The 20,611-nt window shown below is 63.4% G+C and carries 23 protein-coding genes; 6 read left to right on the top strand and 17 right to left on the bottom strand.

Going from position 1 to position 20,611, the window contains the following annotated elements; all coding sequences use genetic code 11:
* Nucleotides 1–134 precede the first annotated feature (134 nt).
* Both rpmF and QKE30_RS01775 read right to left on the bottom strand, forming a co-directional pair.
* A complete protein-coding gene (rpmF, locus tag QKE30_RS01780; RefSeq protein WP_011273951.1) occupies nt 135–302 on the bottom strand; it encodes a 50S ribosomal protein L32 in 168 nt (55 codons plus the stop codon).
* Between the two features lie 66 nt (nt 303–368).
* Nucleotides 369–632 carry a type B 50S ribosomal protein L31 gene (locus QKE30_RS01775; protein WP_005293662.1) on the bottom strand — a complete coding sequence of 88 codons (264 nt, stop codon included), beginning with the start codon at nt 630–632 and terminating at the stop codon, nt 369–371.
* A 466-nt stretch (nt 633–1,098) separates the two neighbouring features.
* Between QKE30_RS01775 and rpmB the strand changes: the two genes are divergently transcribed.
* The 6 genes from rpmB to QKE30_RS01745 all read left to right on the top strand — a co-directional run bounded on the left by rpmB (nt 1,099) and on the right by QKE30_RS01745 (nt 4,125).
* Nucleotides 1,099–1,335 (top strand): 50S ribosomal protein L28, encoded by a 237-nt coding sequence (gene rpmB, locus QKE30_RS01770; protein ID WP_005293665.1) that lies wholly within the window; start codon nt 1,099–1,101, stop codon nt 1,333–1,335.
* 2 nt (nt 1,336–1,337) lie between these two features.
* Complete coding sequence (gene rpmG / locus QKE30_RS01765) at nt 1,338–1,502, top strand: 50S ribosomal protein L33 (protein WP_005279910.1); 165 nt, start codon at nt 1,338–1,340, stop codon at nt 1,500–1,502.
* A gap of 3 nt (nt 1,503–1,505) precedes the next feature.
* Nucleotides 1,506–1,811: a 30S ribosomal protein S14 gene (rpsN, locus tag QKE30_RS01760; protein WP_005293669.1), complete on the top strand. Its 306-nt coding sequence runs from the start codon at nt 1,506–1,508 to the stop codon at nt 1,809–1,811.
* 15 nt (nt 1,812–1,826) lie between these two features.
* Nucleotides 1,827–2,075, top strand: a complete 249-nt coding sequence (gene rpsR, locus QKE30_RS01755) for a 30S ribosomal protein S18 (protein WP_005293672.1) — start codon at nt 1,827–1,829, stop codon at nt 2,073–2,075.
* Nucleotides 2,076–2,340: 265 nt separating this feature from the next.
* Nucleotides 2,341–3,132: an RDD family protein gene (locus QKE30_RS01750; RefSeq protein ID WP_241476796.1), complete on the top strand. Its 792-nt coding sequence runs from the start codon at nt 2,341–2,343 to the stop codon at nt 3,130–3,132.
* A 45-nt stretch (nt 3,133–3,177) separates the two neighbouring features.
* Entirely contained in the window at nt 3,178–4,125 is a 948-nt protein-coding gene (locus tag QKE30_RS01745; RefSeq protein ID WP_347933942.1) for an AEC family transporter, read from the top strand.
* Here QKE30_RS01745 and QKE30_RS01740 read toward each other — a convergent pair.
* From QKE30_RS01740 to purH, 15 genes are all read right to left on the bottom strand, one after another.
* On the bottom strand, nt 4,111–4,584 hold the full coding sequence (locus tag QKE30_RS01740; protein ID WP_347933941.1) for a CD225/dispanin family protein: 474 nt from the start codon (nt 4,582–4,584) through the stop codon (nt 4,111–4,113). The genes QKE30_RS01745 and QKE30_RS01740 overlap by 15 nt on opposite strands.
* A gap of 94 nt (nt 4,585–4,678) precedes the next feature.
* Complete coding sequence (locus QKE30_RS01735; protein WP_347933940.1) at nt 4,679–4,918, bottom strand: DUF2752 domain-containing protein; 240 nt, start codon at nt 4,916–4,918, stop codon at nt 4,679–4,681.
* Between the two features lie 197 nt (nt 4,919–5,115).
* Nucleotides 5,116–6,309, bottom strand: coding sequence for an acetyl-CoA C-acetyltransferase (locus QKE30_RS01730; RefSeq protein WP_347933939.1), 1,194 nt, complete (start codon nt 6,307–6,309; stop codon nt 5,116–5,118).
* Between the two features lie 106 nt (nt 6,310–6,415).
* Nucleotides 6,416–7,057 carry a CoA transferase subunit B gene (locus QKE30_RS01725; RefSeq protein ID WP_035009459.1) on the bottom strand — a complete coding sequence of 214 codons (642 nt, stop codon included), beginning with the start codon at nt 7,055–7,057 and terminating at the stop codon, nt 6,416–6,418.
* A complete protein-coding gene (locus QKE30_RS01720; protein WP_347933938.1) occupies nt 7,054–7,830 on the bottom strand; it encodes a CoA transferase subunit A in 777 nt (258 codons plus the stop codon). The genes QKE30_RS01725 and QKE30_RS01720 overlap by 4 nt, the downstream gene beginning before the upstream one ends.
* Before the next feature lie 64 nt (nt 7,831–7,894).
* On the bottom strand, nt 7,895–9,589 hold the full coding sequence (locus QKE30_RS01715) for an AMP-binding protein (protein WP_347933937.1): 1,695 nt from the start codon (nt 9,587–9,589) through the stop codon (nt 7,895–7,897).
* Between the two features lie 101 nt (nt 9,590–9,690).
* The gene (locus QKE30_RS01710; RefSeq protein WP_347933936.1) at nt 9,691–10,572 is read right to left on the bottom strand and encodes a CoA ester lyase; all 882 of its coding nucleotides are present in this window, start codon (nt 10,570–10,572) and stop codon (nt 9,691–9,693) included.
* Nucleotides 10,565–11,065 (bottom strand): MaoC family dehydratase, encoded by a 501-nt coding sequence (locus QKE30_RS01705; RefSeq protein WP_347933935.1) that lies wholly within the window; start codon nt 11,063–11,065, stop codon nt 10,565–10,567. Before QKE30_RS01705 ends, QKE30_RS01710 begins: the two co-directional genes overlap by 8 nt.
* 85 nt (nt 11,066–11,150) lie before the next feature.
* On the bottom strand, nt 11,151–12,320 hold the full coding sequence (locus QKE30_RS01700) for an acyl-CoA dehydrogenase family protein (RefSeq protein WP_347933934.1): 1,170 nt from the start codon (nt 12,318–12,320) through the stop codon (nt 11,151–11,153).
* A 90-nt stretch (nt 12,321–12,410) separates the two neighbouring features.
* Nucleotides 12,411–14,528 carry an acetyl-CoA carboxylase biotin carboxylase subunit gene (locus QKE30_RS01695; RefSeq protein WP_347933933.1) on the bottom strand — a complete coding sequence of 706 codons (2,118 nt, stop codon included), beginning with the start codon at nt 14,526–14,528 and terminating at the stop codon, nt 12,411–12,413.
* 48 nt (nt 14,529–14,576) lie between these two features.
* Entirely contained in the window at nt 14,577–16,130 is a 1,554-nt protein-coding gene (locus tag QKE30_RS01690) for a carboxyl transferase domain-containing protein (RefSeq protein ID WP_347934072.1), read from the bottom strand.
* Between the two features lie 266 nt (nt 16,131–16,396).
* Nucleotides 16,397–17,011 carry a TetR/AcrR family transcriptional regulator gene (locus QKE30_RS01685; RefSeq protein WP_239202678.1) on the bottom strand — a complete coding sequence of 205 codons (615 nt, stop codon included), beginning with the start codon at nt 17,009–17,011 and terminating at the stop codon, nt 16,397–16,399.
* A 50-nt stretch (nt 17,012–17,061) separates the two neighbouring features.
* Complete coding sequence (locus QKE30_RS01680; protein ID WP_347933932.1) at nt 17,062–17,868, bottom strand: hypothetical protein; 807 nt, start codon at nt 17,866–17,868, stop codon at nt 17,062–17,064.
* Nucleotides 17,869–17,950: 82 nt separating this feature from the next.
* Nucleotides 17,951–18,856 (bottom strand): hypothetical protein, encoded by a 906-nt coding sequence (locus tag QKE30_RS01675; RefSeq protein WP_239202682.1) that lies wholly within the window; start codon nt 18,854–18,856, stop codon nt 17,951–17,953.
* 117 nt (nt 18,857–18,973) lie between these two features.
* A complete protein-coding gene (gene purH, locus QKE30_RS01670; RefSeq protein WP_347933931.1) occupies nt 18,974–20,596 on the bottom strand; it encodes a bifunctional phosphoribosylaminoimidazolecarboxamide formyltransferase/IMP cyclohydrolase in 1,623 nt (540 codons plus the stop codon).
* Nucleotides 20,597–20,611: the final 15 nt, after the last annotated feature.

Raw genomic sequence — 20,611 nt, 5'->3', positions numbered from 1 at the left:
GCCTATGATTCTGAAATCACGCCTGCGCGCAACAACATTTTTAAGGAAAGCACAGGATTTCTTAGGCCTAGTTTGCATACGCAAAACCCCGCCACACGGGCATGTGTGACGGGGGTCGCTCTACTGGGCTCGCATTAATCCAGGTCGATGAGACCCAGCTGAGCTGCCTTCACCAGGCGGCGAGGAATCTGAACATCCTGGCCCTGAACCTTAACGTGCTGCAGAGCTACGTTGTCGGCCTTCCACTGGGAACGGCGGGAGTGCGTGTTTGCACGAGACATACGGCGCTTCGGAACTGCCATTGTCTTCTACCTCCTTATTAATGGTCTGAAATAGGTTTCTTGTGAACTTCTTGGTGTGAAGAGGTCTTACTTCTTCTTGCGGCGGGTCATGTTGCCGTAGCGACGCTGGAACTTCTCCACGCGGCCGGCGGTATCCATAACGCGCTGAGCGCCGGTCCAGAAGGGGTGGGACTCGCTGGTCACGTCAACGACGATGAGCGGGTACTCGTTGCCGTCTTCCCATTCAACGGTGCGGTCGGAGGTAGCAGTGGAGCGAGTGATGAACTGGTGGCCAGTGCTCGCATCCTTGAAGACTACGGGGTGGTAGTCGGGGTGGATATCCTTCTTCATGGTTTCCTCTTATTCCCTTAGGTACGTGTACATCAGGTCGGTCCCGTGCGTTACTTGCGCGGGTCGTGCCTGAGTCGGGTCATAAAAAGCAGCGCGCCTTCTTTTTACTGACGCCCTTAAGGCCAGCCCGCTAAGCAGGTGGATTTTGGGCGTGACAAAGTCGGTCGCACAACGAGGAATTATCATAGCGAAAGAGAAGGCCATAAAGAAAATCGCGTTTCCCGAGCTGGGATGGGGCCAGCAGCTGGGGCGTAGGGGCGTCAAGAACAGCGATTAGGTTATGGCGCAGCGGTGCTGTAAAGTTAGCTCCCGCTGTTGTCTATGTAAACGTCATCGCCGGACAGATTTTAGGCTAGATACGCTAGAAGCAGCGCCCCACCACCTAAAACCCTTGGCCCGTCTAACCATGGGTTTTGTTAAGTGCGCGGCGCAGGCACCTGAGATCTCCGGCGGAAGGAGAAAACCCATGTCGGCATATTGCCAGGTCACGGGACGCAAGCCGAGCTTCGGCAAGTCTGTGTCCCACTCGCACCGCCGCACGAACCGTCGCTGGAACCCGAACATCCAGCGCCGTACGTTCTACTTGCCCTCTGAGGGCCGTTCCATCACGCTGAACGTGTCCACCAAGGGCCTGAAGACCATTGACCGTGACGGCATCGAGTCTGTCGTTGCCAAGATCCGCGCCCGTGGGGAGAAGATCTAACTATGGCACGTAACGATATCCGCCCAATCATCAAGCTGAAGTCTACGGCTGGCACCGGTTACACCTACGTCACCCGTAAGAACAAGCGCAACAACCCGGATCGCATCACTCTGAAGAAGTTCGATCCGATTGCCCGCAAGCACGTCGAATTCCGCGAGGAGCGATAGTTTATGGCTAAGAAGTCCATGATCGCGAAGAACGAGCAGCGCAAGGAAATCGTCGCCCGCTACGCGGAGCGTCGCGCTGAGCTCAAGAAGATCATCAAGAACCCGAACAGCACCGACGAGGAGCGCCTGGATGCACAGTGGGAGCTGAACCGTCAGCCCCGCGACGCTTCCCCAGTTCGCGTCCGTAACCGCGATGCAGCTGATGGCCGCCCGCGCGGCTACCTGCGTAAGTTCGGCCTGTCCCGTGTACGTGTCCGCAACATGGCTCACCGCGGTGAGCTGCCGGGCGTACGCAAGTCCAGCTGGTAAGGGGGAGCTTTCACAATGAAGCGCACCAACATGAAGAAGGCGCGGATGGAACAGTCCCGCCGCCCGAAGAAGAACCCGCTCAAGGCCGAGGGCATTGAGACGGTTGACTACAAGAACTACGATCTGCTGCGTAAGTTCATCTCCGAGCGTGGCAAGATTCGCTCTCGCCGCGTAACGGGCCTGACCCCGCAGCAGCAGCGTCAGGTTGCCACCGCCGTGAAGAACGCGCGCGAGATGGCCCTGCTGCCCTTCCACAGCCGCTAAGCCGCTGTGCCCTTTCGGGCTGGCAGCATAAGGCCGCAGCCCGGAGACGTTTAACAGACACGATCAAGACCCACCGCCCCGTGCGAAAGCGCGAGCTAGGCGGCGGGTCTTTTTCGTGCCTTTTTGCCACCCGCCCGGCGGCCTGTCGGCATTCTTCGCTAAGCTTGCACAGTAAAACTCTTACGCGCTCCCCTTTGCCTGCCGGGTTGAGAAGGGGCGCTGCCCCCATCGGGCGCAAGCCGAACAACAGTTAGGAAGCCTGCAGTTGAGCAATAACAACAACTATCCCAACGGCGACTTTGGTTCCAATGATCTGCCGGATTACAACAGCTACACCGGCGGTAACTCCGGCGACTCCAACCCCTACGAGCAGGCCGGCTATGGCGCTGAACAGAACAGCTATGGAGCCGAGCAGGCCGGTTACGGTGCTGAGCAGGGTGGCTACGGCGACGGCAACTACGGCGCCGGCGCACCCAATGCCTACGGCGCCCCTGCATTCCCGAATGCTGCGGCCAATAACGGTGCCATGTTCGGCAACGACCGCCCGGGCGCTTGGAAGCGCCTGCTGGCTCTCATCATCGACAGCCTCTTGGTTCAGGTGGTTATCGGCAGCGTTGTGATGTTCGCTATCGCTGGTCAGGACCTGATGGACTGGTTCCAGGCCACTGTCAACGCAGAGTCCCCCGATGCCGTGGACGTGCCCTACCCGACCACCAAGGTGATGATCTCCAGCGTCATCATGCTGGTCGTTTGGTTGACCTACCGTGTTCTCATGGAGTCCAAGAAGGGAGCCACCCTCGGCAAGATGGCTATCGGCGCCCGAGTGGTTAACGCCGACGGGCAGAACATCGAACCTGTGGAGTCGCTGAAGCGCAACAGCTGGTACATCATCGGCGTTGCCCTGGGTGCGATCCCGAACGTCGGTGCTTTTCTGCAGCTTGTCGTCTACATTGCAGTGGGCGTGACCATCGGCCAGAACTCGGAGAAGCAGTCCTTCACCGATAAGTTCGCCAACGCCTACGTGGTGGACAAGTCCGCGTACTACGGGGTTAACTAAGGTCGCGACTACTGCGCTTAAGGCGCAAACACTTAACAGAGCCTCATGTTGAACGTCCTCTCCGGTTTCGCCGTCGTCATCTTCGTCATAGCGATCGGCTTCGGAGTAGGGCGTCTTCGGCTTTTAGGCCCCAATGCGGTCTATACCCTCAACATGTTCGTGTTCTGGATTGCGCTGCCCTGCACGCTGATCACGTTCATGTCCAAGACGGACATTGCCCAACTATTCGGCCCGAACCTACTGGTCGTGACACTGTCCACCCTCACCACGGGCTTCTTGGCTTTCCTCGGCTATCGCTGGATTACGCGACGGTCCACCGAGGATTCCATCATCGCTATGCTGGCCTGTACCTACTGCAACGGCTCCAACCTGGGCATCCCGCTAGCCGCGCATCTGATGGACGACCCCACGCTCACTCTCCCGGTGATCCTCTTCCAGGTTGGTTTTTACGGCCCGCTAAGCGTGCTTGCCCTGGATATGCGCACCGGTAAGCAGGCCACGAACTTTGTGCGCTCCACTCTGCTGACGATCTTGAAGAATCCGCTTATCATCGGCGCCGCCATCGGTATCGTCATCTCGTTGCTGCAGCACAGCACGGGCTTCACCCTGCCGACGATCGTCGCTGACCCGCTGGAGATCATCGCGGATGCCACCGTCGGCTGTGCACTGATCGCCTTCGGCATGTCCATGGCGGAAGTGCGCGTGCTCCAGCCTGGTCTGTCGCCCCGTCGCGCCGTGTGGGCAGCGTCGCTCGTCAAAACTGTCGTGCACCCCGCCATCGCCGCGTTCTACGGCGTTTTTCTTTGTGACGCCCCGTCCCAGTTACTTTTGGCCATGGTTCTCCTGGCGGCTCTCCCGACCGGGCAAAACGTATTCACCTACGCCCAGCGTTTCGGTGTGAATAAAGTTCTAGCGCGAGACACCGCGGTGGTTTCCACGGGGCTCGCGCTACCGGTGATGGCGCTGATTATGGTGCTTCTAAGTTTCAGATAGTTCGCTCAAGCTTAGGCCCAGGACTCCGACGAAAATGCCGAAGTACAGGAAGATAAAGACAGGAACTACCACTGCGGATGCGATGGCCAGGTTCTTCGCCTTGTCCGACGCATCCTGTGCACCTGAATAATCGCCGCGGTACCAGCGGCTTTCTACCTGTGAGGAGTAGTAGATTCCCACTGCGCCGAGGGGCAGGCAGCACAGAAGGGTGGCTAGAATAGTCGCCCACATCCAGTTATCCGGCGGGGTGCTACCCACGCCCGGCTGGTAACTCTGCCCCAGCTGCGCGCCGTAGCCGGCGGACTGATTCGGGTAACTGTTGTTCTGATAGCTGCCGTAACTCGGCGGCTGGTTCTGGCTCGAGTTCTGGTTATACCCGCTGTTGTAGGGGTACCCCTGGTTTCCCTGCTGGCCGAAAGGGTCCTCGTTGGAAGGGTTCTGATCGTATGGGTTGGTCACTGACTTCCTCGGCTAACTTCTTGGAGTTGGTTGGTAACTGAAATACGTCATTAAAATACCAAAGCAGCGCAGAATGTTCCCGAACCGAAAGAAACTATACGCGCAATTCTAGAAACGGCGAGAACGGCAAAATGCGCGCGATGAACCATAGCCCGATCACTACCCCCACTGCCATGGGGGCATGTCGGAAATGTTCCCAGTTGGGAATTCGTTTCCCCCATGATCGTGCGGTCCAGGCCACCCAGCTCCAAATCAACAAGATGACGGCGAGGATCCCAACCGCGTTGTAGTGCAGCGCGGCGCTGAAATCCCCCTGAACCAGCGCCTGGATCATGCGCATCGATCCGCAGCCGGGGCAGTTAAATCCGAATAGTGCCTTCGTGGGGCATTCTGGGATCATCCCGCCCGGGGTCTGCGGATCAGCTGCGGCTATGGCGCAGCACGCACACACCGCTACCGCGCCGACTGCCAGCGGCAGCAGCTTTTTGAAAGCACCAGTTCGAATATCGCCACCGGCGCCTGACCGCGTTCCTAGCGCCACAGCAGCAGCGCGTCACCCTGACCGCCGCCGCCACACAGGGAAACGGCAGCCTTGCCGGAGCCGCGGCGCTTCAGCTCGTGCGCCGCGTGAACCACCAGGCGGGCACCGGAGGCACCGATCGGGTGGCCCAGGGAAATGCCGCCGCCGTGGATGTTGGTCTTCTCCAGCGGGTAGTCCAGGTCCTTGATGGACTGGGCGACAACGGAAGCGAAGGCCTCGTTGATCTCCAGAAAGTCCAGTTCGCTGGCCTCCCAGCCGGCCTTCTTCAACGCCGCGGCGGTAGCCTGCGACGGCTGGGAGTGCAGCTTGGTGTCCGGACCGGCGGTCTGGCCGTACTCGCCCAGGGTGGCCAGGATCTCCAGGCCCTTGGCTTCCGCGTTCTCGCGGGTGGTCAGCACCACCGCTGCCGCACCGTCGGAGATCTGGGAGGCAGAGGCTGCGGTGATGGTGCCGTCCTTCACGAAAGCCGGGCGCAGCTTCGCCAGTCCCTCGGCGGTGGTGCCGGGGCGGATGCCCTCGTCGGCGGAGACGGTCACGGTCTCCTTGCGGCCCTTGACCTCGATGGAGACGATCTCGTCGTTGAAGACACCGTCGTTGGTAGCGGCCTCGGCCAGCTGGTGGGAGCGGGCTGCGATCTCGTCCTGCTCCTCGCGGGTGATGCCGCGCTCGGCGTTGCCCTCGTCGGTCTCCAGGCCCATGGCGGTGCCCTCGTTCGGGTCGGACAGGCCGTCGCGCTCCAGGGAATCCTGCAGCGCCAGGGAGCCGTAGCCCTTACCCGCGCGAACGCCCGCGGCGATGTGCGGGGCGTTCGTCATGGACTCCTGGCCACCGGCGACGACGATGCTGGCGTCACCCAGACGGATCAGGCGGGAGGCGTTAATCACGGCATCCAGGCCGGACAGGCACACCTTGTTCACGGTCATGGCGGGGACGTTCATCGGGATACCTGCGGCCACGGCGGACTGCTTCGCGGGGTTCTGCCCGGAGCCCGCCTGCACAACCTGGCCCATCAGCACGTAATCCACGGCATCCGCCGACACACCGGAGCGCTCCAGCACGGCCTTGATGGTCTCTGCACCCAGATCGACCGCGCTCTTCTTCGCCAGCGCGCCGAGCATGCGTCCCTGCGGGGTGCGTGCTGCGCCTACAACGACAATGTCCTTCGGGTCTTCCTGCAAGGTCATCTGATAAATCCTAACTTTCGAAACTAGTGGCGTCATCGCTTAAAAAAGCCTGCGTCGTGCCCTCAAGTATGGCACGAACGATGGCCCAGCGAAGCCGATTGGGGGTCTACCCCAGCGCCGTCCTAAACGGCACTGCGGTCTTTTCTTCTACCTCTTCTTTGGTGACGCCGGGTGCCAGCTCCACCAGTGTCAGCCCATCTTCGTCGCGGTCGAAAACCGCAAGGTCAGTAATGATCCGATCGACCACACCGAGGCCGGTAGTCGGCAGAGTGAGCTCCTCGATGAGCTTCGGCTCCCCGGTCTTGGTGGTGTGGTCCATGAGGACGATCACCCGGCGCGCGCCGACGACCAGATCCATGGCGCCACCCATACCCTTGACCATCTTGCCGGGCACCATCCAGTTGGCGATGTCTCCGCGGGCGTTGACCTCCATAGCACCGAGGATGGCGACGTCGATCTTGCCCGCGCGGATCATGCCGAAGCTTAGGGCGGAATCGAAGTAGCTGGTGCCGGGCAGCGCCGTCACTGTCTCCTTGCCTGCATTAATGAGGTCCGGGTCTGCGTGGCCCGCTTCCGGGTAGGGGCCGATGCCCAGCATGCCGTTTTCCGATTGCAGGGAAACGGTCACACCCTCCGGCACATAGTTCGGCACCAGAGTGGGCATGCCGATGCCGAGGTTTACGTACTGGCCGTCTTCGAGCTCCTGGGCGGCACGGGCGGCCATTTCTTGCCTAGTCCAGCCGGTCATCGCACGGTCTCCTTTTCAATCATTTTGTCGGCTGCCTGTTCCGGGGAAAGTTCCACGATTCGGTGGACGAACACGCCGGGCAGGTGAATGTCGTCCGGATCGAGCTCGCCGACCTCCACAACCTTCTCGGCCTCCACGATGCAGATTTTGCCGCTCATGGCAGCCAGGGGATTGAAGTTGCGGGCGGTCTTGGCGAAGCGCAGGTTGCCGTCCTTGTCGGCCACGGCGGCGCGGACCAGGCCGAAGTCGGCGCGGATGGCGGTTTCCAGCACGTAGTCCTCGCCGTCGATGGTGCGGGTTTCCTTGGCAGGGGAAGCGATCTCCACTTTGGTCTTGTCCGCCTGGTCGTACTTCCACGGCATGCCGCCCTCGGCGACGAGCGTGCCCACGCCGGTGCGGGTGAAGAAGGCGCCGATGCCGGAACCGCCGGCGCGCAGCCTCTCCGCCAGGGTGCCCTGTGGGGTGAGCTCTACCTCGAGCTCGCCGTCTAGGTATTGGCGGGCGAACTCCTTGTTCTCGCCGACGTAGCTGGCCACGATGCGGCGCAGCTGGTGGTTCGCCAACAGCAGCCCCAGGCCACGGCCATCCAGGCCGGCGTTGTTACTTACCGCTTCCAGGTCTTTGACCTGCGTGCGGCTGAGTTCTTCGAGCAGGACCTGCGGGATGCCGCACACCCCGAATCCGCCGACAGCCAGGGTGGCGCCGTCTTGAATGTCAGCGATTGCCTCCGCGGCAGTGCGCAGTTTTGAGTGATGTGGCGCTGTGGTGCTCACGGTTGCTTCCTTTCTGTTTGAGTCAATTTGGGCTCTGTTTGGGTTTGGGGGTTCGGGTTGGTGCTTATTTCTGGTAGATCCCGAGCAGCTCCACCGCGTGCTCGCGCAGCTCCACCTTGCGGACCTTGCCCGAAAGCGTCATCGGGAAGGAGTCCACGCACTCGACGTACTTCGGGATCTTGTGGCGGGTCAGGTCGCCAGCGCAGAACTCACGAACTGCCGCCTGGTCCAACGGCTCGGCGTCCTCGCGCATGATGATGAAGGCCATCAGCTCCTCGCCGTACTTCTCGTCCGGCACGCCCACGACCTGCACGTCGGAGATGTCCGGGTGCGTCATGAGGAATTCTTCGATTTCCCGCGGGTAGAGGTTCTCTCCGCCGCGGATCACCATGTCCTTCGCGCGTCCGGTGATGCGCGCGTAGCCTTCCTCGTCCATCGTTCCCAGGTCGCCGGAGTGCATCCAGCCGTCCTCGTCAATGGCGTCCGCCGTCTTGCCGGGCATATCCCAGTAGCCCTGCATCACCAGGAATCCGCGGATCAGGATTTCACCCTGCTCGCCACGCTTCACGGTCTCGCCGGTCTCGGGGTCCACGATCTTCACTTCGATGTGCGGGTTGGGGCGGCCGACGGTACCCACGCGCTTTTCGATCGGGTCGTCCACCAGCGTCTGGTGGTTCACCGGCGAGGTTTCCGTCATGCCGTAGGCGATGGTGATCTCGTTGATGTTCATGATGTCCATCACCTGCCGCATCGTGCGGGTGGGGCATGCGGTGCCGGACATGATGCCGGTGCGCAGGCTGGAAAGGTCATAGGTCTTTCCCTTGGCCTTGGCGTGCTCGATCTCGTCAAGCTCTGCCATGAACATCGTCGGCACGCCGAACAGGCTGGTGGCCTTGCCGTGCTCAACGGCCTCTAGCACCGACTGTGGGTTGAACACCGGGCCGGCAATGATCGTCGTTGCACCGTGGGTGATGGCACCCAGATTGCCCATCACCATGCCGAAGCAGTGGAAGAAAGGAACGGGGATGACGACTTTATCCTGGTCGGTGTACTGCAGGGTCTCCCCCACCAGGTAGCCGTTGTTCAGGATGTTGCGGTGGGTCAGGGTGGCACCCTTGGCCATACCGGTGGTGCCGGAGGTGTACTGGATGTTGATGGGATCGTCCGGGTGCAGCTGCTCGCGCACCGGATTCAGGTCCAGGATCGCGTGGTTGGCCAGCTCGTCCCAACGCTCGGACCCGAAGAAGATCGTCTCCTTGTAGTTGTGGCGGCTGAACTGGCTTTCCGCCGTGTCGATCATCGCGCGGTAGTTCGAGTCCTTGAAGCGGCCCGCGGAGAACAAGCCCTTCACACCGGACTGGCCCATGGCGTAGACCAGCTCCTTGTGGCGGTAGGACGGGTTGATGCAGACCAGGATCGCGCCGATCTCGGCGGTAGCGAATTGCACCAGCGTCCACTCCCAGCGGTTGGGCGCCCAGATGCCGATGCGGTCGCCCTTGCGGTAACCGGCAGCGTGTAGGCCGGAGGCCAGACGCTGCACCTTGCGGTAGAACTCCGTGTACGTCAGGTGCACATCACCGTAGAAGTCGATGATCGCGTCGTGGTCCGGGTACTCAGCCACGATGCGGGCGAGGCACTGGCCGATGGTCTCGTCCAGCAGGTCTACGTCGGTGCGTCCAACCTGGTGCGACAGGGTGGGGTCCAGATCCGCCGGGTCGGAAATAACAATCGGGCGGTCGTTACGAGTCGGGGTAGTCATGGTTATCAACCTTTTCGTGGGAAAGGAATCTTGCGTTGCAGCAAAGTCGGGTGGGCGGGTGGAATGGGCGGGGTGAAAAAGCGGGTCAGCAAGAGGGGGAACTAGCGAATCCTGGCGGCGATCACTTCGGCCTGGCGCAGCAGGGGCGCATCGATCATCTGGCCGTCCAGCGCAAACGCTCCGGAGTTCTCGGCCGCCCCTTCGATGACCCGGCGCGCCCAGGTGGCTTGTTCCTCGGTGGGCGCGTAGGCCTCGCGGATGACGGGCACCAGTCCGGGGTGGATCGAAACGGTGCCGGCGAAGCCACTGGCGGCTGCGTCGATGGCCTCGGCGCTGGCACCTTCCGTATCCTTCGTGTCCGCGTGGATGGAATCCAGCGCCACGATGCCCGCAGCGGCTGCGTGCAGCAGCACCATTGCACGGGTCAGGCGCGGAACCTCGCGGTAGCCTCCCGGGTTGCCGGACGGCCCGCCACCGGGGGTAGGAACTTCCCCGACGCCGTAGCGGGAGCTCGTCCCACCGAGTGCCGCAGTGAGGTCCTCGGCACCCCAGAACAGAGCCACCACCTGCGGGTCCGCGGTGATCTCCGCGAGGTTCACCACGCCCTTGGGAGTTTCGATCAGGGCGATTGCGCGAAAGTCTTCGGGAAGCGCACGGCGGTTGGAGTCGGCGTCACCAAGAACAAGAGCGCTTTCCACCTTCGGCACCATCACGGTCCTAAACGGCGAGTCCGTGACGGCGGCAAGGTCCGCGGCGAAATCCGGCGAATCGATGGGGTTAATGCGCACGATGGTGCGCTCCAGATCCAGGTCCGCGTGGATCACGTTCTGCCTGGCCTCGGCGCGGTTCTCGGCACGGCAGCCGTCCTCGAGGTCGAGGATGACCATGTCGGAACGGTCGGCGGCCTTGGCGAAGCGCTCGGGGCGGTCGGCCGGGGCGAACAGCAGCGCGGGGCCTTGTGGTAGCCATGCAGTGTTAGACATCTTCACCCGCCCCTTCCGGTGCGCACTGCATCAAGGTCTTGCGGGTGGCCTTGCACACGATGGTGCCGTCCTGGTTGCGCCCGATGTGCTCCAGCTCCACGATGCCCTGCCCGGGACGCGACTTCGACAGTCGCTTACCCACGCAGCGCGTTTCGGCGTACAGGGTATCGCCGTGGAACATGGGCGCGGGGAAGGAAATCTCGCTGAACCCCAGGTTAGCCACGATGGTGCCCAAGGAAAGCTGGCTGACGGATAGGCCCACCACCGTGGACAGGGTGAACATGGAGTTCACCAGCCGCTCGCCACGGAAGCCATCCTGCGTGGCAGCCCATGCCGCGTCGATGTGCAGCGGCTGGGTGTTCATGGTCATGGTGGTGAACAGGGTGTTATCCGCCTCGGTGACGGTGCGCCCAGGTTGGTGCCGGTAGACCACGCCCTCGGTGAACTCCTCGAACCACAGGCCGCGCTGCACAACTTCTTTTTCTGTGCTCATTGTCGCTGGTCTCCTATACTTTTCGTTTGGCTACTGGTGCTCTTTTATTGACGCCTTCTCGTCCCCGCGCCCATCGACGTGCGGCTTACACGCCCAGGGCTCGGGCGATGAGCATTTGCTGCACCTCGGTGGTGCCCTCGCCGATCTCGAGGATCTTGGAGTCGCGGTAGTGGCGGGCAACGCGGTACTCGTTCATGAATCCGTAGCCGCCGTGGATCTGCGTGGCATCGCGGGCGTTATCCATCGCGGCCTCGGAGGCAACCATCTTGGCTATGGAGGCTTCCTTGCTGAAGTTCTCCCCCGCGGCCATCTTCGCCGCGACGGCATACCAGGCCTGGCGGGCGGTCCAGGCGCGGGCTTCCATGCGGGCGATCTTGAAGCTGATGGCCTGGTACTCGGAGATCGGCTTGCCGAAGCTGGTGCGCTCCTTGGCGTAGCGCACGCACTCGTCCACACAGCCTTGGGCAGCACCCGTGGCTAGCGCAGCGATGGCAATGCGGCCTTCTTCGAGGATGGACAGGAAGTAGGCGAAACCGCGGCCGCGCTCGCCGACGAGGTTCTCCTCCGGAACGCGGACGTTGTCGAAGGTCAGCGGATGGGTATCGGAGGCATTCCAGCCGACCTTGTTGTACGAAGGCTCAGCAGTAAAACCAGGAGTGCCGCTGGGCACGATGATGGCGGAGATTTCCTTCTTCCCGTTCTCCCGCTGGCCGGTGACGGCGGTGGCGGTGACCAGGGAGGTGATGTCCGTGCCGGAGTTGGTGATGAACTGCTTGGAGCCGTTGATGACCCACTCGCCGCCGTCGAGCTTGGCGGTGGTCTTGGTGCCACCAGCATCCGATCCGGCCTCAGGCTCGGTCAGGCCGAAGCCCGCCAGGTTCTTGCCCGCCACCAGGTTGGGCAGGTAGGTCTCCTTCTGCTTGTCGCTGCCGAAGCGGTAGATCGGCATGATTCCCAGGGAAACTCCGGCCTCCAGGGTGATGGCGACGGACTGGTCCACGCGGGCGAGCTCCTCCAGGGCCACGCCGAGGGCCATGTAGTCGCCGCCCATGCCGCCGTATTCCTCGGAGATCGGCAGGCCGAACAGCCCCATTTCTCCCATTTGGCGGACGACGTCGTAGGGGAAGGTGTGGTCGCGGTCGTGCTGGGCGGCGACGGGGTCGACCACGCGGTTGGCGAAGTCCTCGACTGCGTCGCGCAGCTCGTGCAGCTCGTCGGAGAGGTAGGGGTTGCGGTTCTTGGTGCTCTGGCTCATGGTTTGGGTCCTCTTTCTGGGTTGGATTTCCGGGTTGGATTTCTGGGGTGGGTGTCTGGGTTACGGGGGGATGTGTGTGAAGTGAAGTTCTTAGCTAGCAGCCGTATCGGCACCATCGGCACTGTCGGCGGCGATGACCTCCGCCAGGACTTCTCCGGTGCCGACCTTCTGGCCGACGGCAGCGTGGATCTTGACCCGCCCGTCGCAGGTGGCCTCCAGGGTGTGCTCCATCTTCATGGCCTCGATGACGATCACGGGCTGACCCTCGGCGACCTCGTCGCCGTCGGCTACTTCTACGGCGATGACCGTGCCGGGCATGGGGCTCAGAATGTCCGGAGACTCCTCCGAGGCGGCTTCCGCGTCGTGCGCAGTGCCGGAGAACACATCCACCACGTGCGTGCCGTGCGGGCCGGTGATGCTGCCGTTGGCAGTGGCGCTCCACTTTTCTGCCGGGCCGCCGTCGAAGGAGAGCCGCCATTCGGTGGCACTAACCTGCGGGTTGGCGACCACCTGGATGCTCCTGGTCTCGGTCTGCACCGGCGCGTCCTCGTCGTCACCGCTGGTCAGCGGAGTGAGCTGCACCTCCCAGCTGCCGTCGTTGTACTCCGCGCGGGCTTCCACCGGCGCCGTGACGCCACTCGGATCCGCCAGCACCAGCCGCAGCGGGGCACGGTGCCCAGCGCCGCGCCAGCCGTCGCGTGCGGTCCACACACTGCCCAGCGGGGTTGCGGTTGCCTTTGTTTCGGACGCCCCTTCGGCTCCGCCAACCAGCGCCCCAGCCAGGTGCAGCAGTGCGACGGCGAAGGTATCCGCGGGAACCTCGCGGGGCTGGAACTCTTCGACAATGGAGTCGAGCAGTCCGGTGTGCAGGTCTCCCGCCACGACCTCCGGGCGGGTGACCAGGAAGCGGTTGAAGTCGATGTTGGTGGTCAGTCCCTCGATGCGGGTGTGGGAAAGCGCCTGATCCAGGCGCTCGAGGGCCTCTTCGCGCGTGTCGGCGTGGGTGATGATCTTCGCCAGCATTGGGTCGTAGTCGGAGCTGACCTCTTGGCCCTCCACCACGCCGGCGTCCACACGAATCCCTTCCCCACGCGGCCAGGAAAGACCCGTGATCAGTCCGCCGGTGGGCAGGAACCCGGCGGCGGCATCCTCGGCGTAGACGCGGGCCTCCACCGAGTGGCCGTTGAGCTGCACATCGTCCTGCGTGATCGGCAGGGCCTCGCCGCGGGCCACGCGGATCTGCCACTCCACCAGGTCGCGGCCGGTGACCATCTCCGTGACTGGGTGCTCGACCTGCAGGCGGGTGTTCATCTCCATGAAGAAGAAGCGCTCGGGCTGCTTGGCGGAGACGATGAACTCCACGGTGCCCGCACCGCAGTAGCCGCAGGCCCGGGCAGCGTCGCAGGCGGCCTCGCCGATCTCCTGCCGGGTCTTTTCATCCAGCAGGGCCGACGGCGCTTCCTCGATGACCTTCTGGTGACGGCGCTGCAACGAGCACTCGCGCTCGCCCAGGTGGATGACGTTGCCGTGGGAGTCGGCGACGATCTGCACCTCGATGTGTCGGGGCGTGTCCACGAAGTGCTCCAGGAACAGCGTGTCGTCGCCGAAGGAGCTGGCGGCCTCGCGGCGGGCGGAAACCAGCGCGCTGGCGAGCTTCTCCGGCTCCTCCACCAGGTGCATTCCCTTGCCGCCACCGCCGGCGGAAGGCTTAATCAGCACCGGGAAGCCCACCGAGTCGGCAGCGTCGATGATCTCCTGGTCCGTTAGATTCGGCCGGGAGATACCGGGCACGGTCGGCACGTCGCGGGATTCCACGGTGGCGCGGGCGGTGATCTTGTCGCCCATCTTGTCGATGGCGCCGGCGGGCGGGCCGATGAAGATGATTCCCTCGTCCTCGCAACGCTTGGCGAAGGTCGCGTTCTCCGAGAGGAAGCCGTAGCCGGGGTGGATGGCGCCGGCGCCGGTCGCCTTGGCGGCGTCAATAACCTTATCGATGTTTAGGTAAGACTCCGCAGCGGCGGCAGGGCCCAAGCACACGGCCTTGTCGGCAGCGTGCACGTGCGGCGCGGCGGAATCCGCCTCGGAGTAAACGGCCACGACCTTCAGCCCCATGCGATGCACGGTGCGGATCACGCGCAGGGCGATCTCGCCGCGGTTGGCGACCAGCACCGTATCGAACGGGCCGGTGAGAGCATGTGTGTCACTCACGTCAGTATCTCTTTCTTGTGGTGGGTACGTAGGTAGCTTGAACAGGAGTTACATGCGGAATACGCCGAAACCGGTTTCCTCGCGCGGAGCCTGGGCGCAGATGTCGAGGGCCATGGCGAGGGTGCGGCGGGTGTCCGCGGGGTCGATCACCCCGTCGTCCCACAGGCGCGCGGTGGAGTACCAGCAGGTGGATTTCTCGTCGAACATCTCGCGGATGGGAGCCTCGAAAGCCTCTTGCTCCTCGGCCGACCATTCCTCGCCCCGGCGCTCGATCTGCGCGCGGCGGACGGTGGAGAGGGTCATGGCCGCCTGCGGGCCGCCCATAACCGCGATGCGCGCGTTCGGCCACATCCACAAGAAGCGCGGCGAGTAGGCCCGCCCGCACATCGAGTAGTTGCCCGCGCCAAAGGCAGCGCCGGTGACGACGGTGAGCTTGGGCACCGATGCGGTGGCCACGGCGTTCACCATCTTCGCCCCGTGCTTCGCGATGCCGCCCTCTTCGTATTGACGCCCCACCATGAAGCCGGTGGTGTTCTGCAGAAAGATGATGGGGATATTCCGCTGCTCGCAGAGCTCGATGAAGTGTGCGCCCTTCATGGCGGCTTCGGAGAAGATGATGCCGTTGTTGGCGATCACTCCAACCTGGTGGCCTTCCAGCCGGGCGAACGTCGTGATGATGCTGTTGCCGTATTCGCTCTTGAACTCCGACAGGCTGCCCTCGTCACACAGGGTTTCGATAACCTCGTGCGCATCGTAGGGAATCTTCGGGTCGGTAGGCACGATGTCGTAGAGGTCCTCCTGCGGGCGCGGGGCCGGCACGGGGGTGCTGCGCTTCCAGGGGGTCGGCTTGGATTCCGGCAGGGTCTCGACGATGTTGCGCATGATCCGCAGCGCGTCCTCGTCGTCGGCTGCCAGGTGATCCGTCACGCCGGAGATGCGGGAGTGCATCGCACCGCCGCCGAGCTCCTCGGGGGTGACGTCCTCGCCGGTGGCGGCCTTCACCAGAGGCGGGCCGGCCAGGAAGATGGTGCCCTGGTTCTCCACGATGATGGTCTCGTCGCTCATGGCGGGGACGTAGGCGCCACCTGCGGTGCAGGAGCCCATGACGGCGGACAGCTGCGGGATGCCCTTGGCCGACAGGTTGGCTTGGTTGAAGAAAATGCGGCCAAAGTGGTTGCGGTCTGGGAACACGTCGTCCTGCTGCAGCAGCATCGCGCCGCCGGAATCCACCAGGTAGATGCACGGCAGGTGGTTCTGCTCGGCGATCTCCTGGGCGCGGAGGTGCTTCTTCACGGTCATCGGGTAGTAGGTACCGCCGGAGACGGTGGCGTCATTAGCGGCGATCAGGCACAGGCGACCGCTCACGAGCCCGACTCCGGCGACGATGCCCGCCGCTGGAGCCTTGCCGTCGTACATCTCTTCGGCCGCCAGCGGCGCGATCTCCAGGAACGGGCTGCCGGGGTCCAGCAGCAGGCGGATGCGGTCGCGCGGCAGCAGCTTGCCGCGGTCGGTGTGGCGCTTGCGTGCCTTCTCCCCTCCTCCGGCCTGAGCACGGGTGAGGCGCTGGCGAAGCTCTTCGACGAGCTCGCGGTGGCTCGGGATTTCGCGAGCGGCGCCGCGGGGGTTGGCCGGATCTGTCGCTTGGGTGGTTGCAGTATCCACGTATGCAGCTCCTAGGAAGATGACGGAAGGTGACGGAAGGTGACGGGATGCGAGTGCTGGAGAGCTACCGAACGCCCCGCACCTCAGTTTCAGTTACAAGCGATTAACTAACTTGTTGCCGTCACCTTAAGTGACTTAGACCACTTTTGCTAGTGAATCTAAAAAGTTTCCCCTCTTTAACTACCCCCGAAAGCAGTACTCCCCCTTTAAGCCAGACCCACCGCAGCACGCGCCGCAGCCGCAGTCTGCCGTCGCACCAACGCGGTAGACGCCCAGCTATGCGTCAATTCCGAGGAGTTAATCATCCCCATCACCAGCTGCGCAGTAATACGCCCCGCCTCCCCCTTGTAGCGCGCGTCCATCTCCCCCAACGCCTCCGCAAACATCTTCAAATAACTGCCCTGTGCGGAACGCACGCGCCCGCGCCCTTCCTCCCCCATACGGAAAAGTTCACGGTTATGCAGGCGAATTAGCTCCGGCTGGGACAGTGCAAAGTCCACCTGGAAGTCGATCAGCACCGCCAGACGCTCACGCGGATCCTCCAGGCCGTCGACGATCTTGCGCGCCTCGGAAAGCAGGTGCTCCGAGATGCCCGTCATCAGCTCCGTCAGAATCTCCTCTTTGCCGGAAAAGTGCCGATACACCGCCGGCCCGGATACCCCCACGGCGTGCCCGACCTCCTCCAGGCGCGTCCCATGGAATCCCTTGTTCGCCATGATCGTGGCGGCAGCACGCAACAGCTCCACCCGTCGTTGTTCCTTTGCCGCCGCACGCGCAGACAGGCCTTCCGTGGCGGGCTCGGCTAGATAATGAGAACGCATAACCAACACCCTACTGGTTAAGCGTCGCTAACTGAATACCTTCCCCGCGATTAGCAGGCCGCTTCCGGCAGGCTGTTCACCTTCGACCGCAGGAACTCCGCCGCCGCCGTCAGCTCCGCCTGCCCGGACTCGTAGCTACCATCCGGGCTTTCCACTGCAATGGCCACGGCCACGTAGCCCGAGCCCGCGCCATCGGACTTCGGGATCAGCCCAAACTGCCGTAGCCCATACGCGCCCGCGGCGTTCGGCCCCCAGCCACCCTTGAAGATCGCTCCCGGGATCGTCCCCAACCCATAGCCCCCGCCGTTGCCGATGTTGCCCATGGCGGAAACCACTGACTCCGACCCCCGGATACACCGCAGGTGAGAGGCGAAATCGGCCTGTTCGCTCAGCGACCAGTCGCTCTGCCCGAAGGAACTAAACCCCGGGCGCACCACCTGGGACTCCACCCGTGCACTACTGCCGCCCTCGCGGATCACCGCGCTAGTCGCCTCTGCAGCTTGCTCCGGAGATCCCAGCGAGCCCCATAGCGTTTCCGCCGCCGCATTGTCGGAGTTCTGGATCGCCTGCGTCATCGCTTCCTGCAGGCTCGGATCATTCCGCAGCGCGGCAATCGCAATCGGCACCTTCGCGGTCGACCACGGAGCCACGGACGTATCCCCCGCGCCACCCATCCCGGCCACTGCGATGGTCGCAGTACCGTCGTAGCCGAGCTCCCCGCGCTGTTCTTCCTGCGGTTTTTCCGGTGTGGACGCCCCAGTGGTCGGCTGCGGACCGCGGGACTTCGGCTTCTCGTCCTGTTGGGCTGGGTGGGACTGGTTTGACTGGTCGGAGACGGTGGCATCATCCCTTTCCACATCCCCAATCGTGCAACCCGCAACGGTAACGCTTGCAGCGCAGAGCACGGCGGCGACCAGACCGCGACGAAGCGATCTGGGTTTAGGAAATGTAAACAATGGCATTATTGCCTCCCGTGCAGGTCACGTAATCACCGTTATCCCTGCACTTCATGGAGTAGGTCTGCCCCGTGACGGACGAATACGCGGAAACGGTGCCGTTCGTCCTATCGGTATCCAGGTAGTGGGACACAAAAGCATCGCGTACGGCTACTGCAAAAGGCTTAGAAGTAAGGTCGCTGCCGGTGTAGGCGTTGTTGAAGTCGCCCGCAGGCTTACCTTCTTCAGCTGCACTGTTGGCCGGCACCGCGCCGGAAGGCAGCTTCGGATGAGCCGGGCGGGACTCTTCCTCGTCCTCGCTAGCCTCGTCGTCAGCATCCTCTTCGTCGTCCGTGGCTTCTTCCTCGTCGTCGGTTGCGGTGTCTTCGCTTTCCGCGGCCGCATCCTCGTCGTCAGTGCCTTCGCCTTCTTCGCCCTGCGACTGGGAGGAACTGCTCGCAGCCTTGCCGTCGCTGTCTTCCGCTCCGTCCTTGTCGCCAATCCAGCCCATGTAATATGCGGCACCCGCGACTAGGGCAAGGGCAAGGAGCACAGCCAGCACGACACCTAAGATCGGCAGGAACTTGCTTTCCTTCTCCGGCTCCTGCGCGTAGGCATACTGCTGAGCTTGCTGGTCGGGCTGGTACTGGGGTTGCGGGGGCTGCTGATACTGCTGCCCTTGCCAGTTCTGCTGCTGGTTCTGGGGCGGCTGCGAAGCCTCCCACTGCTGCCAGCGCTGCTGGCTCTGATCCCCCTGCGTCCCCTGCGCACCCGGGCTACCGCTCTGTTGCGACGGCACCTGCCACTGATTCTTCCCCGCACCCTGCTCGTTGTGGCGGTACTGCGGCGGCTCCGGCTGATCTGGGTTGTTCTTCCCGACGCCGGGATCAGTGGGGTGCTCGTTAGACATAACCGGAGAACTCCTGCGTTGAAACGTCTTGTCAGTTTTTAAACTAATCCAACTTTAGGCGCCCTCCCGGCCTCGCGGGTAGCGAACCGTTAAGCCCACTCACCGCGAGTGCGCACTCTAGTGCGCGAAGTGGCGCTCACCGGTGAGGTACATGGTGACGCCCGCCTTCTCCGCCGCCTCGATGACCTCCGCGTCGCGGACCGAGCCACCCGGCTGCACCACTGCACGGACGCCAGCGGCAGCCAGCACCTCAAAGCCGTCGGCGAAGGGGAAGAAGGCATCCGAGGCCGCAACCGCACCCTCGGCGCGCTTCTCGTCACCGGCCAGGGAGTTTGCACGCTCCACGGCCAGCTTGGCTGCGTCCACGCGGTTGACCTGGCCCATGCCCACGCCCACGGTGGCGTCATCCTTGGCCAGCAAAATGGCGTTCGATTTCACCGCGCGCACGGTGCGCCATGCGAACTCCAGCTCGCGCAGGGTAGCCTCGTCGGCAGCCTCGCCGGCGGCCAGGGTCCAGTTGCTCGGGTTGTCGCCCTTCGCGTCGATGGCGTCCACCTGCTGCACCAGCAGGCCGCCAGAGATCTCACGGCCCTGCAGCTCCGGCTCCTCGCTCGGGGCATCTGCCTGCAGGATGCGGATGTTCTTCTTCTGGGACAGGACCTCTACCGCGCCCTCCTCGTAGCCCGGCGCGATGATGACCTCGGTGAACACCTCGGCCACCTGGTTGGCCATTTCCACGCTAACCTCGCGGTTCACTGCGATCACGCCGCCGAATGCGGACATCGGGTCGCAGGCGTGTGCCTTCTTGTGGGCATCGGCGATGGACTCGTCAGAGACCGCGATTCCGCACGGGTTGGCGTGCTTGATGATGGCCACAGTCGGGCGCTTGTGATCCCACGCAGCGCGCCAGGCGGCATCCGCGTCGGTGTAGTTGTTGTAGCTCATCTCCTTGCCGTGGAACTGCTTGGCGCCGGCCAGGCCGGTGCCGTCGGAGTACAGCGCCGCAGCCTGGTGCGGGTTCTCGCCGTAGCGCAGCACGTTGGCGCGCTCGTAGGAGGCACCGATCCACTCTGGGAACTGCACGCCTGCATCCGACTCTGCGTCTGCCCCGACTTGCGCGGCGGTCTGCTCGCCCATCCAGGTAGCCACAGCCACGTCGTAAGCAGCGGTGTGGCGGAACGCATCCACGGCCAGGTCGGTGCGCTCGGCGCGGGTGAAGCCCCCGGCATTGGCGGCGGCCACGACGTCCTCGTAGCGGTTGGGATCCACCACAACGGCCACGGACGGGTGGTTCTTCGCGGCGGCACGCACCATGGACGGGCCGCCGATGTCGATCTGCTCCACGCAGGCGTCGAAGTCAGCGCCGGAGGCCACGGTCTCGGTGAACGGGTACAGGTTCACAACGACCAGCTGGAAGGCCTCAACATCCAGGTCCTCCAGCTGCTTCAGGTGGCCTTCCTTGCGGGTGTCGGCCAGGATGCCCGCGTGCACGCGCGGGTGCAGCGTCTTCACGCGGCCTTCCAGCACCTCCGGGAATCCGGTCAGCGCTTCCACCTCGGTCACGGGCACTCCGGCGTCCGCGATCTTCTTGGCGGTGGAGCCGGTGGAGACGATGTCCACGCCCGCGGAGTGCAGCCCCGTGGCCAGCTCCTCCAGGCCGGTCTTGTCGTACACGCTGATCAGCGCGCGACGGATTTCCTTCTTGTCTGCGCCGTTGGTTGCTGTGGTGCCATCACTCATGGTTTTTGGATCCTG

Source organism: Corynebacterium sp. c24Ua_83 (assembly GCF_039907245.1).
In the GTDB taxonomy this organism is placed as follows: Bacteria; Actinomycetota; Actinomycetes; order Mycobacteriales; family Mycobacteriaceae; genus Corynebacterium.
This window is presented reverse-complemented; position numbering and strand designations above follow the sequence as displayed.